The 16,068-nt window shown below is 40.4% G+C and carries 15 protein-coding genes; 3 read left to right on the forward strand and 12 right to left on the reverse strand.

Translation table 11 applies throughout. The features are described 5' to 3' along the window. Positions 1-2: 2 nt before the first annotated feature. The 11 genes from H6G18_RS18020 to rppA all read right to left on the reverse strand — a co-directional run bounded on the left by H6G18_RS18020 (position 3) and on the right by rppA (position 11,959). Entirely contained in the window at positions 3-542 is a 540-nt protein-coding gene (locus tag H6G18_RS18020; RefSeq protein WP_190408471.1) for a DUF6174 domain-containing protein, read from the reverse strand. 117 nt (positions 543-659) lie between these two features. After that, positions 660-1,571: an ABC transporter ATP-binding protein gene (locus H6G18_RS18025; protein WP_190408472.1), complete on the reverse strand. Its 912-nt coding sequence runs from the start codon at positions 1,569-1,571 to the stop codon at positions 660-662. A gap of 1 nt (position 1,572) precedes the next feature. Beyond that, on the reverse strand, positions 1,573-2,346 hold the full coding sequence (locus H6G18_RS18030; protein ID WP_190408473.1) for an ABC transporter permease: 774 nt from the start codon (positions 2,344-2,346) through the stop codon (positions 1,573-1,575). Positions 2,347-2,511: 165 nt separating this feature from the next. Continuing rightward, on the reverse strand, positions 2,512-3,969 hold the full coding sequence (locus tag H6G18_RS18035) for a BamA/TamA family outer membrane protein (protein ID WP_190408474.1): 1,458 nt from the start codon (positions 3,967-3,969) through the stop codon (positions 2,512-2,514). Between the two features lie 273 nt (positions 3,970-4,242). Beyond that, a complete protein-coding gene (locus H6G18_RS18040; RefSeq protein WP_190408475.1) occupies positions 4,243-5,481 on the reverse strand; it encodes a glycosyltransferase in 1,239 nt (412 codons plus the stop codon). Then, the gene (locus H6G18_RS18045) at positions 5,478-6,557 is read right to left on the reverse strand and encodes a glycosyltransferase family 2 protein (RefSeq protein ID WP_190408476.1); all 1,080 of its coding nucleotides are present in this window, start codon (positions 6,555-6,557) and stop codon (positions 5,478-5,480) included. The genes H6G18_RS18040 and H6G18_RS18045 overlap by 4 nt, the downstream gene beginning before the upstream one ends. Positions 6,558-6,576: 19 nt before the next feature. After that, a complete protein-coding gene (locus H6G18_RS18050; RefSeq protein WP_190408477.1) occupies positions 6,577-7,752 on the reverse strand; it encodes a glycosyltransferase family 4 protein in 1,176 nt (391 codons plus the stop codon). A 5-nt stretch (positions 7,753-7,757) separates the two neighbouring features. Then, the gene (gene hpsE, locus H6G18_RS18055) at positions 7,758-8,738 is read right to left on the reverse strand and encodes a hormogonium polysaccharide biosynthesis glycosyltransferase HpsE (RefSeq protein ID WP_190408478.1); all 981 of its coding nucleotides are present in this window, start codon (positions 8,736-8,738) and stop codon (positions 7,758-7,760) included. A gap of 17 nt (positions 8,739-8,755) precedes the next feature. After that, entirely contained in the window at positions 8,756-9,751 is a 996-nt protein-coding gene (hpsE, locus tag H6G18_RS18060) for a hormogonium polysaccharide biosynthesis glycosyltransferase HpsE (protein ID WP_190408479.1), read from the reverse strand. A gap of 638 nt (positions 9,752-10,389) precedes the next feature. Beyond that, on the reverse strand, positions 10,390-11,172 hold the full coding sequence (locus H6G18_RS18065; protein ID WP_190408480.1) for a TIGR01548 family HAD-type hydrolase: 783 nt from the start codon (positions 11,170-11,172) through the stop codon (positions 10,390-10,392). Between the two features lie 112 nt (positions 11,173-11,284). Continuing rightward, the gene (gene rppA, locus H6G18_RS18070) at positions 11,285-11,959 is read right to left on the reverse strand and encodes a two-component system response regulator RppA (protein WP_190408481.1); all 675 of its coding nucleotides are present in this window, start codon (positions 11,957-11,959) and stop codon (positions 11,285-11,287) included. Positions 11,960-12,170: 211 nt separating this feature from the next. Here rppA and H6G18_RS18075 point away from each other — a divergent pair, with 211 nt between their 5' ends. After that, positions 12,171-12,752, forward strand: coding sequence for a hypothetical protein (locus H6G18_RS18075; RefSeq protein ID WP_190408482.1), 582 nt, complete (start codon positions 12,171-12,173; stop codon positions 12,750-12,752). A 147-nt stretch (positions 12,753-12,899) separates the two neighbouring features. On the opposite strand, the gene H6G18_RS18080 is transcribed toward H6G18_RS18075, so the two are convergent. Further along, positions 12,900-13,757 carry an acyl-CoA desaturase gene (locus H6G18_RS18080; protein ID WP_190408483.1) on the reverse strand — a complete coding sequence of 286 codons (858 nt, stop codon included), beginning with the start codon at positions 13,755-13,757 and terminating at the stop codon, positions 12,900-12,902. A 269-nt stretch (positions 13,758-14,026) separates the two neighbouring features. On the opposite strand from H6G18_RS18080, the gene H6G18_RS18085 reads away from it, so the two are divergent. Further along, entirely contained in the window at positions 14,027-15,241 is a 1,215-nt protein-coding gene (locus H6G18_RS18085; RefSeq protein WP_190408484.1) for a TetR/AcrR family transcriptional regulator, read from the forward strand. 345 nt (positions 15,242-15,586) lie between these two features. After that, entirely contained in the window at positions 15,587-16,024 is a 438-nt protein-coding gene (locus H6G18_RS18090) for an NUDIX hydrolase (RefSeq protein ID WP_190408485.1), read from the forward strand. Positions 16,025-16,068 lie beyond the last annotated feature (44 nt).

Consider the following 16,068-nt stretch of genomic DNA (forward strand, 5'->3'; position numbering starts at 1 on the left):
TACTAAAGAGGAGTGAAATCACGCACAGCAATTCTTCTGTTGATAAACCCAACTAATGTGCAGTTTTTCCCTGGATATATATCACTCAAAGAATTGAAATGTAACCAACGTCTTTCAGGCTGTAATTTAATTGCAACTCGGCGCGGGTATCCAAATTGAGGATCATAACTAGCATCTAAGCCTATCGTTCCATCACAAGCACATCCATTCGGCCCGCATTTTTTACCTTTCGCAATAGGTTCAATTTCTTGAAACAACTCAGTGATAGTTAATGGCGATAGAGTTGTGCAAGTATTTTCTGTGACAGCAATTACTTTTTCGTCTTTGATTTCTACCTGTTTTTGACATCTATCCGGAGATGAATAATGAAGAGTTAATCGATAATGTGATATTCCTTGTTTCAACCAGTTTTCTTGCGCTACTTCTAATTGCTTTTTTCCTATATTCCTAAATAGAAATTGGTTACTTAAGTAAGCAAGACTACTAATTGTTAATATTGAAAAAATAATTACCCATTCCAGGTATGAGCGCTTATTCTTCATAGTTATACTTACGCATAATTTGTTGGTATATTACACAAGTTAACACAAAACCATAAATCAATTCAAAATGAGAGGCTCAGATTCCCGACTTCTTTAAGAAGTCGGGAATCTTTTGGTTTAAAATGATTTAGGACTGCTATATTTTTGTGTTACTTCTAAATAAATATGTTCTAATCGCACTGGTTGACGGGAAATTGCATCAATCGATATCCCTTCAAATTGAGAAATAATTTCTTTCAAATCCCAAGATTCTGGTAACCAAAAAGCTAATTCATTGTCATAATATCTATGGGTAAAACCATATTTTTGGACGCAAGCGATCGCTTCTTTTTCTTGTGTCGTTTTAATTGTTAAAATTTCTTGTGCTGGAATTAAATTTCTTAACTCAGCTAAACTACCTTCAACTAAAATTCGCCCATCTTTAAGAATACCAATTTTTTGACAAAGCCGTTCTGCTTCATCGAGTAAATGGGTTGTGAGTAAAACGGTTATTCCCTGATGTTTCAATTGTCGAATTAATTCCCAAATTTCATAACGCGCTTCAATATCTAAGCCTGTAGTTGGTTCATCAAGAATGACTAATTTTGGCTGATGTACTAAAGCCACTGCAATATTTAATCGCCGTTGCATACCTCCACTCAAAGTTTCTACTGGATTTTTGGCTCTATCTAATAAGTTTACAGCCGCGAGAATTTCTTTAATTTGTTTTTGAACAGTGGCTCTATTTAAACCATAAATTTCCGCAAAAAATTGTAAATTCTCTTCACAAGTCAAAGTTTTATATAAGATATTTTCTTGAGGTGCAATCCCAATTATTTTCTTAGTTGACTCGGAAATAAGCTGATTATTGATTTTAATATCACCAATATCGGCTTTCAATAAATTACAAATAATATTAATTGTTGTAGTTTTCCCGGCTCCATTTGCACCCAATAAACCGTAAATTTCCCCACTATCAACATTGAGGTTTAAATCTTGCAATACTTGTCGCTTACCGTAAGATTTATTTAAGTTCTTAATATTTAGCATTTTATAATCTTCTTTCCACAACTAACATTCTTTGATAAGCTAACCAACCACCTATCACCATAACTACAGCAAAAATTAATAAAAAATTAAAATTTGAGCTTATTTTATCAATAGATTCTCCTCTAGATGACACAGCAACAAGCGCCTCATTCATGTGATATATGGGATTAAATCTAGCTATATTTATCAATGTTTTAGGAAACAATGCAGTTGGTAAAAATGCCCCACCTAGAATTAACAAAGGAACTCCAAAAGCCGCCACCAAAGAATTGACATCTTCAATACGTCTAGCTAATTGTGTACCTAAAATAAAACCCAAACCAACATAAGCCGCAATACTCAGAAAAATAATGCTTAATCCTAATAAAATTGCACCCTTGAAAGTCGCCCCCCAAAAAGCAGCGATCGCATAAATTAATAAAGTCTGACCAATACCAATGCAACTATGCGCCAGGAAAATTCCCAAAAAATAAGACGTACCACTCAAGGGAGAAAGAAAAAGGCGTTTGAGGGTTTTTTGTTCTCTTTCCGCTACCACAGTGGACACAGTACCACCCAAGCAACTAAAAAATAGTGCAGCACCCACTAACGTTGAAGGTGCTGCATAGGAAAAAGCATCATCCATTGGTAGTTCCGCCCGTTCTGCTAAGATAAATCCGCTTAGAATTAGCACAGAAATCGGGAAGATACACCAAAAGATTAAACTGCGTCTACGGCGTAACAGTTCAATTAAAATACGTTTGCTAACAGCGATCGTTTCACGCCAATATTTCATAATTAAGAAGCAGGGAGAGGAAGTAGGGGAGCAGGGAGCAGGGAGCAGGGGAAGACAACAAATATTATCTGAGTAAATTGGATAATTTATTCTCTGGAAGTTCCTAATATTTGCTCTCACCCATTGAATATTTTATTTTCTGGAAGTCTATTAGCAACTAACAACTTAAAACCTTTGACCAGTGGTAATTTCAAATCTGACTTCTCCTTGGTCACTAACTCCCAAGTCGCCGCGAAATAACCCGAAAGGAGAGTTCAGGCGGACTCCCAAGCCGTAACCAAAACCGCTTCCGGGTTTGTCTCTGACTACGCCTGGTTCCCCGATGACTGTTTTACCAGACCCGAAATCTGAGGCGAAATCGGTAAATAAAACTCCGCCAATTGACTCGACAATGGGAAAGCGATACTCCACAGAAGCTAAACCATAACTGCGACCACTGGCGAGTTTTCCGGAACCGTAACCACGAACAGAATTTAAACCACCTAGATTAAACGCATCAGCTGGGGGAAAATCTCCAAAAATTGTGCCAAGTTGTAAATTTACAGCCAACATTTCTGGATTATCTGTAAGATTTGGATTACCTATCCAGGTGACTGGTAGATACTGAATATAGTTTCCTTGGAGGCGATGACTGAAAATATTGCCCAGTCCTAAGGGTATGGCTTGTTCAGTGCTGAGAGTGAGAATTGATCCTTGAGTGGGATTGAAGCGACTGTCTCGTAAATCTCTAGTCACAGACAAGGATAATGTATATAGGTCATCAATTCCCTGACCACTCACAGAAAGGGGATTACCTAATTCATCAACCTGGACAACGTTATAGTCTTTGTTACGTAAACTAATCCTGGCATAGTTAAGGGCTAAAGCTGCGTCCCATTCCTCAAAGGAACGTAATAACGCCACAGAACCGCCAAATCTACCTTCCCTGGTTCTGTCACCGTTGGCTAGTCTAATCTCATCATCAAATGTACGGGATATTTGGCGATCGCGGAAAGCCGTAACTCTGTAACCCAGGCGTTCTGGTTCTCCTAAACGATAAGGACTAGTAAATCGGCTATTAAATTGAATATCTTTACCACTAAGTTGCACGGTTGTAGCTAGTTGGTCATTCAAACCACTAATGTTGCTATCCCCGTAACGTACCTGACCATATAAACCGATATCACTATTACTACCTACGCCATAATTCCAAGTAGGAAAGCGACGTTCGTTAATGTCATAAACAATACTGACACCAAAAGGATTTTCCTCACGGTAAGCCCTGACATAATTGAAAGACTCTAATTTTTCCAACCTCCGCAAATCCGCTTGTAGTGCTTCATCGCGGAATATTTGCCCAGGCTGTAACTTTAACAAACCCAGAATAAAATCTTTTTGAGTGCGTCCTCTAATCGGTTGTCCCTGGTTATCAACTGACTGATTGTTGTCATTAATAAACCGAATTTGGATATCCTGAACAATTTTTTGGGAAAATTCATCTGTTTCGGGAACACCTACATAATTGCCATATTTGGCGTATCCATCGATCACCACACCATCAGATGCAGTGTTCGCCAGCACTGGCTGATGTTGTCCATTTACGAACAGCCCTATAAGTAAAAACCCAACTATTGGAACACGCATTTTGGCAACCAATTAGTGCTATTAATTTTGCCTTATTTCATGGGTGTAAGCAACTGTTGAGGAGTAATGAGTAAGAAATATAGTTCTTGCGTTGGTTTTATGGTGGAGGATTAAAATAGCAGTTTTATAGAAAGGCTCAAAAACTTAAAACCTAGTTACAGCAATAAATTGAGTCTATCTTTATGTTTTATTTATTATTCTGTTCTATAAAATGAACTGAAGAACCAAAAATATTTACTCCTTACTCATTACTCACTCATTACTCCTTACTCATTACTCATTACTCTTGTATATTTTCACCAGATCATTATTCAAGGTATGAATGTCATAGTGGGTTTCCACATACTTTCGTCCAGCTTCTCCCATTGCTTGCCAGATTGAGGGATGATCAATCAAGTATTGTAGTTTTTCTGCCAAGGCATCAGCATCTCGTTCTGCTACTAGAAAGCCGGATATGCCATCTTCTACCACTTCCGGAATGCCTCCGTGGAATGTACTGACTACAGGTAAACCCATTGCTGCGGCTTCTTTGATGGTGTTTACTGGTGCATCTTGGTTGCCATCTGCGGCTGTGACGTTTGGTGATAGAAAGATATGGGAACGATCAAGTATGTTAATCAATTCTTGTTGCTGCATCCAACCCAAAAGCTTGACTGATTTGTCTACGTTTAATGAGTCAATGAGTTGTTGAAGATTTTTGTGGAGGGGGCCATCACCTACTACATAATATTCAACGGAGGCTCCAGCCGCAATTAATTTAGCGATCGCCCGAATCCCATATTCTACCCCTTTCTTTTCGGTTAACCTTCCTGTGGTGACAATGCGAATCGGTTCTCCTGCTATGGGATGGCGTGGTTTGAAGATAAAGCGATCGCCATCAATACCTGAACGTAAAACGGTGATTTTCTCTGGAGGACATCCCAACTTTAACAAGCGATCGCGGAAAAAATCGCAGTTGGGTAAGAATTGATCTCCATCGGCAAATATCTGACGATGAATGGACTCACTCACCTCTTCCATGTAAGCACTGATGTCGTGTCCCCGACATGATACTACTAGTTTGGCATTGGCTGTTCCCACTTTAGGCAGGGCGACGGCTCCAATAAAGGTTAAGGTGGCAAATTGACAGTGAATCACATCATAGGAACCCTTATCCAACAAGGGAATCACCGCATAAAGCAGTTTTAAGGATGTGGCTTGCCACCCATACTTAAAACCATTGAGCGATCGCATCAATGTTAAGGGTGCTTTATAAAAATTGGTGAGTAATAACCACAGTCCTAAAACAATCCGCCAGATGCGATTTGTGGGGGGGGTTTGGGCATAGAAGGTATGTTCTAGGAGGTGGTATTTAGTCACATCCGAGTGCATCTTCTCAGTATTTTTCGGGTCAGGACTGTAGGTGGTAAAAATGTCTACTTCATGCCCTAGATCAATCAATCCAGTTGCCTGATTGAGAATAAAAGTTTCCGATAACATGGGAAACTGATTGACGATAAATGCAACTTTCATTGGGATATGGATTTGATGTGGGTATTAATTGGCTCAGGTAATTGCATTTTGGCGCGTTGACGGGTGTAGCGATCGCTCCAATAGCGGTTAAAGATGCGGTCTGCTTTTTCCAACACTTTTTCTAACCAAGGGTTAGGTTTGCCAAAGTTCAAACGGCGTACAATTGGCTTCACCACCCAAATATGTCGCCGCCAACCCAAGCGATTCCGGCGCATTTTGAAAAAAGCTGAGTCATCGCTTAAATTCCATTTTTCCTGCAAATGAGTCAGGCTATCCATTTCCCAGCCATCACTCCACCGCAGCAGGTAATAAGGAATGTCATATACTTCCATCGGTGGCCCTGGTACATAAGTGACAACTGAATCAGGTTCAAAATAAATTGTGCCACCGACCTGTGTCACCAACATACAAAAATCGATGTGTTCACGGGTATTAAGTAATCCTTCATCCAAAAGCCCCACTTGTGCAAACACATCGGTGCGAGCTAACATACAGTGAAATTCTGCTAGTCCTGTCTGCATCCGATGGAGGCGATCGCGCACGTTTTCTAGCTTCTTCTCAGCGTAATATTGCTTTTCCCGAATCCGCCGCTTTACTTGTCCATCTTTTTGAGATTCCAGAATGTGAGCCAATCCCCCGGCACAGTGGACTTTACTATGTAAGGGCAAACTAATACAAGTTAAGGGGCCGACGATGGCTGCTTTGGTATCATCGGCACACTCCAACAATTTTTCTAACCACTGGGGTGACACAATTACATCATTATCTACAAATACGGTGTATTCAGTGTCAACCTGACTCACACCAATGTTTCTGGCCAGATTTGGCGACAGGTATTCCTCAGTGCGAATCAGTTTAAACCCTTTTGCTTGGGATTGTGCTTCCAAATAACGGCGAATTTTGGTTGGTGAACCCCCATCAACGTACACCAGTTTAAAGGGACAGGTGGTGTATTCATAAATACTTTCTAATGATTTTTGGGCGTAGCTAAACCGTTCTCTGGGAACCACCACAATTGTCACGTTGGGTTCTTTGGTGTCGGTGTTTGGTTTGATGGTATTTTCGATTGCAACCATAATATTAGTTTGATCCTCCTTAGACTATGTTGGACAATAAATTTCTCACCGATTGACCGGCGGCTGACCAATCAAATCGTGTTTGATATTCGTGAAAAGCTGATAATGCTAAAGATTTGTATGTGGAATAGTGGGAAAATATATCTTCAATGTAGGTGCAGTATTCTTGCGGGTTAGCATCAGGTGAGAAGGTTTTGCCATTTATCCCATCGCGGATGATGGTAGCAATTCCCCCTGCATTGGTAGCGAGACAGGGAACACCAAAGGAATTGGCTTCACAAAAAACATTGCCATAGGTTTCTGCTTGGGACGGCACAATTAAAAAGTGAGATTCGGCAATCAAGCTGTTAAATTTAGCTAGTCCGGCTGGTGTTGATTTATTAATGAAACCCAGGGGTTTGACAAAATCAGGGAGTGGATATTCGTTTTCTGGGGGCTGACAACCTACTATAATTAATTCCACATCCAAGCCATTTTCTTGGAGTTGCTTGGCAACATTTAGAGCAATGGTTCCACCTTTCCTCACCCAATCAACGCCAATGAATAGGAGTTTACAGGTTTGTTGGGAGCGTGCATTGACTAGTGATTGAATGTCTGCAAGGGTGCGATCGCATTCGATATTTGCGCCAAAAGGCACTACCTCCACCTTAGCTGGATCAACTTGGTAGTTTTTGATGGCAATATCTGCTGCCCATTTTGATGGGAAAATGACTAACTGACATTTATGCAGTGTCAACCGATCCATTGTGGTGAGATGGTTGATTGTTTCTCTACACAAGTGGCTAAAATCGGTGTAACCATCAAATAGCCCAGCGTAGGGGGTATCTGTCCAAAGGACTAGGGGGCGATCGCACTCCAAATAAGCTAGTAAATTAATTTCTGGAGCCATCACCACATCTGATTTTACATTAGATAGGCGCTGTTTGATTTGAGCAGCATAATTCTGACTCACTGATGGTTCTGCCCAGGCAATGTATCTCTGCTGTAAAATATAACGATAAAATCGCCATTTCAATTTAGAGATGAGGGCTGATTTTCGAGATAAAGGACAAAGGTACTGCACCGTTGTTTGCTCATCTACCAGCGACTTAGCAGCATAAAAACATCGCCCCCGATGCCCTACGGCTTTGGGATGATGGCTGTTCCGTTCCGTCGGATTTAAAATATCAAAATCTGTAATATAAGTAATTTTCATAAATATTAAAAAAGCCCGATAAACGGACTGATAAATCTGCCCAATCGTGATTCAAATTCACAGGCTTTAGCAATATCATCTGCAAATTGTTGGCGATATTTGAGATAATAAATTAAGGCTTTATATCCATCAGATATTACATAAAATGGCAGTAAAATAAATATTAAATGTCGTTGTGAATTTTGCAATCTCGCTATTCTTAAGGCATGGTTTGATAGACCAGATGTGCGGGCAACTTTTAATAAATAGTTGCGTTCTAAACGTCGGGAGGGGATATGATGCCATATTTCCATTTGGGGATTATGCCAAACTTCCCAATCACTATTTTGGATATAGTACATCATCTCTAAATCTTCACAGGCTCCTAACATTGTTTTACCTGCTTCATCCCTACCCGCTAATAACAATTGCTCAGGGATACAATCTTGCCAAGCTTGCTGGCGAATTACACAACCTGGAGCGATGGGAACTTTACGAGGCTTGGCTGAACGGTGATATTGGAAGGCTTGATTACCCCGATTGAGGATAGCTAACATAATTTTGATGCTATCAAAATAATCAGGTGGTGGCTCATCTAAACGAGCGTGAATGATCCCCCCATAAGCACCCGCCTGGGGATGTTCTTGACCAAATTGGTAAGCTGCAAATACCCACGTTTGTGAGGGTAAATTATCATCATCTAAGAACCCTATCAGGTCTTGACTTTGAGCCATCTGCACGGCTTTTTGCCGAGCATAGGTAGTTCCCTGTCTACCCTCAAACACATACCGTAGTTGGCAATCTTGTCGCCAATGCTGGGCATAATCCATCACTACATCTTTAGTGTTGTCGTTACTGTTGTTATCGACTACCAAAACTTCCCATTTAATACCTGTCAGGATTTGACACTGCAAACAATCAAGAACAGCAGGTAGACGATCCGCCCCGTTGTATGTACAGATTGCTACACTAAAGTCTATGGAGCCGATTTCAGATTGTTCAACCATAGTAATTAGTACAGATTTTAACGAGTCGAGAGGTTTTTCTGGGAACGCTGCTGTTTACGAAAATACTCCTTGATATATTCCGCCCAGATGTAAGAAGGACTTAGTAGACTACCAATGAATAGTTCTAGTTCACAGGCTGCAATCAGATCACTCTTGACCTTCCCCCGATATCTGTATAAATGAACGACAATTTTACGCATATCATTCAAAACATACAACCAAAACATTAGAGGCGCTTGCCAAAGCTTAACACTCAACATCCGTGTATGATAACGACTCAATCCAATACCGCGAGATAGATTAATTAAATAATCTTTGTTTAACCGCCAATGAGGGATTTGGTGAGCTATTTGCATCTGTGGATTATACCAAATTTCCCATCCGCCTCGTTGTATATGTAACAGTGCTTCTAAGTCTTCACCAGGTAAATAGGGTTCACGAACTCGACCTTGGAGAAAACATCGTTTCGGGACATTCTCTAACCAAGCTTGCTTTCGCACCACTAACCCAGCGCCAGGGGGAAGTACCTTTTTTTTGGGTTCATAGAGAAGCACTTTCGATCCTTGATCTGTTAGCGCTAATAGAGAAGCTATGCGTTGGAAATTATCTGGAGGTGGAATCTCAAATTCACCATGAATTTGGCTACCATAAGCACCTGCGCGGGGATGAGTTTGAGCGAATAAATATGCACTAGCAACCCATGTTTGACAGGGAATGTTGTCATCATCTAAAAAGCCAATTAACTCTCCCCTAGCTTCTGTAACAGCGTGTTGACGAGCGATCGCTAATCCTTGTTCTGGTTCAAAACTATACCGTAATTCCCTTTGATTAAACCAAGCATTTCGATACTGCTGAATTACTTGTTTCGTTTCATCCGTACTGTTGTTATCAACTACAAGCACTTCCCAATAAATATCTTCTGTCCCGACTTGATTTTGCAGTCGATTGAGAACATGGGGAAGGCGTTCTGCGCCATTATAGGTGCATATAACTACAGTAAATTTGTTGATCATATTTTCTCGATGACATGAAATAAAAGCAATCAATTAATGCTTGGTTTGTCAAACGCAGTTACACGTGCCAATGAGATACTCCGCGTAGCTGATCTCTCCGCAGAAGCACAATACAAACCTTTAATTATTGCCACTTACCTACTTATCTCTTTATCTCTCTTGTTAGTTTGCTGGACAAATTGTTAAAATTTTAAAATCTTGGTATTAAGAATAAATTAAGAGAAAGTTATGAATTGCGTGATAACAGAATGGTAAAGCAATCAACGAATTTTGAATTTGTTTCACCAACAAGGAGGAGTCACTGCGTTGGGCTGTTCTGCGGACTTATTCGCTCTTAGCGTTGAGGCATATAGTTTGTTTGTTTCACCGCAGGAGTACTAAAAAAAATCTAAAATTGGCACGGTCAAGATAACATAGAAAAGCTTTACAGGCAGCTAAAAAATGCAGAATTCATTGGTATTTTTGGTCTGCCAAATGTCACGCGACAGTTAAGTGAAGAAATGTCAGTCTACACTTTTCTGCGGAACACTACGGCTACGCGATCGCTTTGTACATTCGACAAATAATTATGTCAATCTACTTAATTATTTTTATCTCTATCTTTTGGTGTTCCCATAACTTCATGATGGGGAATGCTATTACTGCAATAATTCTTGTATTTGGTCTGAATGTAATTGTTCCACATTACTCAACACTACTGCTGCACCTGCTGTTATTAGTGTTTGTGCATAATCTTCTTGACGGGCTGCTGTTTCTTGGACATGAGGCGGTAAGATACCTACCCCAATCCAAGTGCGGTGAGGCTTGAGTTCTCTAGCCTTGCTGACTGTATACATATCCGCCACAGTATCCCCGACGTAGAGAACTACTGATGTCCCTTCTACACCATTTTCTAACTGGCTAACAGTGGCGAAAAGCCCGGTGGGATCTGGTTTACCTGGCGCATCTTCCATTGCAATCAATACTGGAGAAGATAAACCTAAGCGTTGTGTTAAAACATAGTTAGCAGAACCACGAGTAGCACCACTAAAAAATCCCCAAGCAATACCTGCTTGTGTAAGTTCGTCTAAATAACTTGGTTGTAATAATAACGGTTCATCACAGATATATCCCGTCCAATTGTCTGGGTCTGGGCCGCGATAACGGGATTGAAAAAAGGTCACAATAGTTTTGTAGTCTAGTTGCAATTGTTCAGGAGACTTTCCTTGAGCCACAAAGTAGCGGTAAATTAATTCCTGAGAAGCTTCCCAATCGTTATTCCAAATACCTTCAGATTTTAGTTGGTCAATTTCTATAGAGGTGGGACGATAGGCGTTGTTTGTAAAGTACTCTACCGTATCTGCCAGCGCCCGACGATAAGAATTGCCAACATCGCGGATAACTCCATCTATATCAAATACTGCGATCGCTTTTGTCGTCATGGGAATAAGTATTGGGTAACGAGGATTGGGTAAGGGGTATGAGTCTTTTTCCCAGTTTCACTTAGTACCCAGTCCCGATCTTTTACGTAATTATCCCATTTCTTGAGAATATTTAATATTGTGGATTTAAGCGATAGCCCATGCCATATACTGTCCTAATCCAATCCCCTGCATCTATTTGCTGTAAACGCTGCCTTAATTTGCGTATTAGTACAGTTAAAGCATTGCTTTCTGGTTCCATACCCCACTCCCATAGGGCTTCTTCTATCTGGTTGCGAGATAAAACCTGATTGGGGTGACGCATCAGGTATTCTAGTAGTCGTGCTTCACGCGGAGATAGTTCTACTTTGACTTGTTCTCGTTCTACAGTTAAATATGCTAGATGCAATTGTAAATCTGCAACACGCAAGCTCTCCCCTTGCCAATTGGGAACTCTCCTTCCTAAAGCACGTACCCGCGCCAAGAGTTCCACTAAGTCTGCGGGTTTGACGATATAATCATCTGCGCCTGCATCTAAGCCCATGACTTTATCATGAGTGGTATCTTTAGCAGTTAGCATCAATACAGGGGCGGTTTTACCAGAGCAACGATACTGGCGACATAGACTTAAACCGCTCATTGTCGGTAACATCCAGTCCAAAATCAATAGATCGTAATCTTTTTGGGAAATCAACCACTCTGCAATTTCCCCATCTTCCGCCGCATCTACAATATAGCCAGCTTCCGATAGGATACCTTGTAATGGCTCTAATTGTTCAATGTCGTCTTCTACTAGTAAGATCCGCATAAAATTTTTTGGGGTAAAATAGGCAGACCTTTCTCGATCAGAAAAAGCTAATCTATTTTTGTGTCTGTCATCATTACTATCTCAATTTAAGATTTTGAAGTATTCGACCATGAGACATATTATGTATCTGCCAAGAGATAGTTTTTAGGACTGCCAAAATTGCAGGGATAAGACCAGTGAGTATTATCAATAAACGCAGCAATTCTCCACTATGCCTGATTTACGTCCACAAATTTTACTAATTATTCTCTCCCTGTTGCTAGTCGGAATTTCCTTTTGGGCTGGTAGTGATTTGTTGACAAAACAGTTATTAGCTCTATCTTACAGGACGGTAGATAAATTACAAGCTGATCAACTAACACAAGTGCTAATAAATATGAATTTTACGGTGATTGATACGCAAATACAGCAAGAGCAAAAATTTACTCAAGTTAATATTAAAATCGGTGATTCTGTGCTTAAAAGAATAGAATTGGAATTTCCTGATGCTAATGTTCCAGAAGTGGCGATCGCTAAAACATTTGGATTATATCCTCAACTAAAAAAATTAGAACCTAATCAACCAATACAAGTAACAATTCCTGTAACATTGAAAGTGATTAAAGCTGAAATTGAAAAAGAACAAGGTTTAACATTTGTTGAAGTAATAACTGCTAATAACTCGCTGAAAAAGTTGAATTTTGTGTTTCCAGTCACTGAGATAAGTATGGTAGAAACATTGGCTGCTCAGATATTAAATTTATCTTCGGAAGATGTCAGAAAATTAATACGTTATCAAGTGAGAAAATTATAAATATTGGATACTGAGAGATTAGGCAGCAAAAGTTGAAATAGGAGCAACCCTTGGGGCGCAAAATCATACCGAGCTAGCAAAAAAAATTAATAAGCCGACTGCTTATCTGCTGTCGGCTTGGCAAATTCACTTAAGAATGGTGTTAATTCATCCTTGATTCATTCTTTGCGATGGTGGTAAAACTACTTTCTTCGCTAAACCCAAAGTTTGCAACAGTTTAATACTCCACCAAGTGACATCAATTTCCCACCATTGGAACCCAGCTTTTGCTACATTGGGGTAAGTATGATGGTTGTTGTGCCAACCTTCGCCGTAAGTAACGATAGATACCCACCACAAATTACGAGCATCATCGTCAGCATCAAAGGTGCGATAACCCCACATATGGGTTGCAGAGTTGACAAACCAAGTGGAGTGCCATAGTAACACTGCTCTCAGAATTACACCATAAATCACAAAAGACCATCCTCCCACGGCGTAAAGCAGCAATGCTAAAGGAATTTGCATCAACAGGAAGTAACGATCTAACCAACGATAGAAAGGTTGTCTTGCTAAATCAGGCGCATACTTTTGATAGATTTCATAGTCAAAAAATTCAGACCGGGGATATAGAATCCACTGCATATGGCTCCACCAAAATCCCCGCTTGGAAGAATAAGGATCTAGATTGACATCTTCGGTGTAAGCGTGATGCTGGCGGTGTCCCCCAATCCAAAAAATCGGCCCTCCTTGCATAGCTAATGCTCCGATAATGGCGATCGCATATTCCAACCATTTGGGTACTTGAAAACTCTTGTGACTAAGTAATCTGTGATACCCAAGGCAAATGCCAATGCTGCCAAACAACCAGTGGAGAAACAACAGCAAACCCAATGCTAACCAGGAAAAAAACCAAGGAGCCAACAAAGCTAGAGCGTGAACGGTTGTAAAAAACGCCACATTTGACCAGCTGAGGCGCAATGACTTCTTCCCCTCAGGGGCAATTGCCAGATGTTTTACGGTCATAAAAATTCCTAATTAATAGATCAGGTTGCGATTTGCTCTTGTACCTGGTGCATCATACCAATTCAAAATACCCTGCGGGAAGCAAGCTACAAAATTATCGGGCATCAGATTTAATCAGGATTGCTGGTTTTGCTTCTGGTGCTTGATTTTGCAGAATTGATATGACTCATATAGACCTATGCGTTACAGTAAATTAGAGCAAGTATCACTTACATTTGATATCCTAGCACTTCTCTTTTTTCTATGCAAGTAGCACTTGCATTTTGTCTATGGCCACTCAACCTCTTTCAACTCGCAAACGCTTGATTCAAGCTGCATTAGAGTTATTTACTGCTCAGGGAGTCAGTGCCACTACCACCCGCCAAATTGCTGAAAAAGCAGCAGTTAATGAAGTGACCTTGTTCCGCAATTTTGGTAATAAACATGGACTGCTTTTGGCTGTTTTAGAAGAATCAGCCGCTTTTACAAATTTAGGTGAATCTCTCGTACAACGGGCAACACCTCCAGGCAATGTTTACCAAGCCTTAAAAGACTATGCAAGTGATAGCTTACAGGCTTTGGAAAGAGTGCCAGAGTTAGTTAGGTCTGTAGTCGGTGAAGCCGACCAATTTCCGGCAGAGAATCGCCGTGCTTTGGGACGGGGACTAACGGAAGCTAACCGCTATGTAGCCCAATATCTGGCCACTGTAATTCAACAGGGAGACTTAAACACCTATCTACCCGCAGAAAAATTAGCTAGTTTACTCAATGGGATGATTTTGGGATATGCCGTCATCGAATTCACCAGCGAATTTCATCAATTGTGGGAAAGTAGGGATGATTTTCTGGAAAATTTGGTGGAGTTATTTCTGCACGGGGCGATGTCACCCGCAACCAATATAGAAAGAAAAGTTATTACTCAAGAAGTAGCTGATTTACCTGCTGCATTAGTTCACGAAATCCTCCGACAAGCTAGAAAGTCAGGAGTACAAGATTATGCAATTGCATACGTTTTATTTGCTGCTGGTTTATCTGCGACAGAAATAGTTAATTTACAACGCAATCAGCAAATCTACGACTCTCACGGACACTTTCTACAAATTATCATCCCCAGATTTGTCCGCCAAGTCCCCGTCAATCAGTGGATTTTGGGTAAACGCTATGGTTCTTACACCGACAATCCTTTAACTAAATGGCTGAAAAGTCGTAAAGATAATTATGCTGCCATGTTTATCAATACAGCAGGTGAGCCAATTTCTGAATCTGAAGTTTTAGCATATTGGCAAGCATGGACTCAAGCCTTATTAACTCCCCAGGGAAAACTACCGGAAATCAACCAAGCACAACATACCTGGCGTGTAGAAATGTTAATGCGGGGGATGAGTCTAGAAAATTTAAGCATCATCACAGCTTGCGATCGCACTCAGTTACAACTCTACGCCCACAGGGCTAAGGAAAAAGCGGCTCTTGAACAAGCAACTCGTTTGGATCAAAAACCAGGCTAAGGACTAGAGAAAAGTGATTTTTAATACTTTTATATGAATAATCACCTGTGAGTATCTATCTTGGAGTGGTGGTTTTACAGGTGTGTTAACTGGGAAACTTTCCGAAAACTGCTGCTTGCTTGAAGAAGGGTATAGGGAGGTGTGGGAAGAAACCTTTTTTCTGTTTGATTGTGGGCTTTTCCCATGATTCGCTGATTTTATGTTGTGCAGATTTTTTGTTGAGAAAATTCACAACATTTTATGTGAATAATAAATGTTAATAAAGCAGAATATAAGTTTACGAAAATTCATTTTGTTAAATTACAAACCGCACACCAAAGCCGTAACCAAGCAGAGGCAAATTCCATGAGACGAAAAATGAACAAAGTCTTAAACCAGTCTGGGGTCATTCCTTACAGAGAGAGAAATGGCAGAATTGAGATATTGTTGATTACAACGCGCGATCGCCAAACTTGGGTAATTCCCAAAGGTGGGATCGTCAATGGTATGACTCCTCCTGCGTCAGCCGCCAAGGAAGCTTGGGAAGAGGCCGGAGTAATTGGGCAAGTAGATGTTAATGAACTGGGTACTTATAAGTATCGTAAACGAGGTAAGATTTACCGAGTTAAAATGTATTTATTACCAGTGGAAATAGTAAGTAATAGTTATCCAGAAGCAAGTACTAGATATCGACGTTGGCTAGATGCAACTCTAGCTATCAAGTTGATTAAGAAAAGTTCTCTCAAACGGATATTAAAAGGATTTCTCGAAACAAGATTACACTCTTGTGCTTCGTCTCTTTAATCACGTCAAGTCCATACCTCAAGTACTGGAAATGGGGATGAGCC

It is taken from the genome of Anabaena subtropica FACHB-260 (assembly GCF_014697105.1).
Classification (GTDB): domain Bacteria; phylum Cyanobacteriota; class Cyanobacteriia; order Cyanobacteriales; family Nostocaceae; genus Trichormus; species Trichormus subtropicus.

Bases quoted from the DNA above. Each gene is read 5' to 3' on its own strand.
- H6G18_RS18020 (WP_190408471.1), bottom strand. From the start codon at position 542: ATGAAGAATAAGCGCTCATACCTGGAATGGGTAATTATTTTTTCAATA.
- H6G18_RS18025 (WP_190408472.1), bottom strand. From the start codon at position 1,571: ATGCTAAATATTAAGAACTTAAATAAATCTTACGGTAAGCGACAAGTA.
- H6G18_RS18030 (WP_190408473.1), bottom strand. From the start codon at position 2,346: ATGAAATATTGGCGTGAAACGATCGCTGTTAGCAAACGTATTTTAATT.
- H6G18_RS18035 (WP_190408474.1), bottom strand. From the start codon at position 3,969: ATGCGTGTTCCAATAGTTGGGTTTTTACTTATAGGGCTGTTCGTAAAT.
- H6G18_RS18040 (WP_190408475.1), bottom strand. From the start codon at position 5,481: ATGAAAGTTGCATTTATCGTCAATCAGTTTCCCATGTTATCGGAAACT.
- H6G18_RS18045 (WP_190408476.1), bottom strand. From the start codon at position 6,557: ATGGTTGCAATCGAAAATACCATCAAACCAAACACCGACACCAAAGAA.
- H6G18_RS18050 (WP_190408477.1), bottom strand. From the start codon at position 7,752: ATGAAAATTACTTATATTACAGATTTTGATATTTTAAATCCGACGGAA.
- hpsE (WP_190408478.1), bottom strand. From the start codon at position 8,738: ATGGTTGAACAATCTGAAATCGGCTCCATAGACTTTAGTGTAGCAATC.
- hpsE (WP_190408479.1), bottom strand. From the start codon at position 9,751: ATGATCAACAAATTTACTGTAGTTATATGCACCTATAATGGCGCAGAA.
- H6G18_RS18065 (WP_190408480.1), bottom strand. From the start codon at position 11,172: ATGACGACAAAAGCGATCGCAGTATTTGATATAGATGGAGTTATCCGC.
- rppA (WP_190408481.1), bottom strand. From the start codon at position 11,959: ATGCGGATCTTACTAGTAGAAGACGACATTGAACAATTAGAGCCATTA.
- H6G18_RS18075 (WP_190408482.1), top strand. From the start codon at position 12,171: ATGCCTGATTTACGTCCACAAATTTTACTAATTATTCTCTCCCTGTTG.
- H6G18_RS18080 (WP_190408483.1), bottom strand. From the start codon at position 13,757: ATGACCGTAAAACATCTGGCAATTGCCCCTGAGGGGAAGAAGTCATTG.
- H6G18_RS18085 (WP_190408484.1), top strand. From the start codon at position 14,027: ATGGCCACTCAACCTCTTTCAACTCGCAAACGCTTGATTCAAGCTGCA.
- H6G18_RS18090 (WP_190408485.1), top strand. From the start codon at position 15,587: ATGAGACGAAAAATGAACAAAGTCTTAAACCAGTCTGGGGTCATTCCT.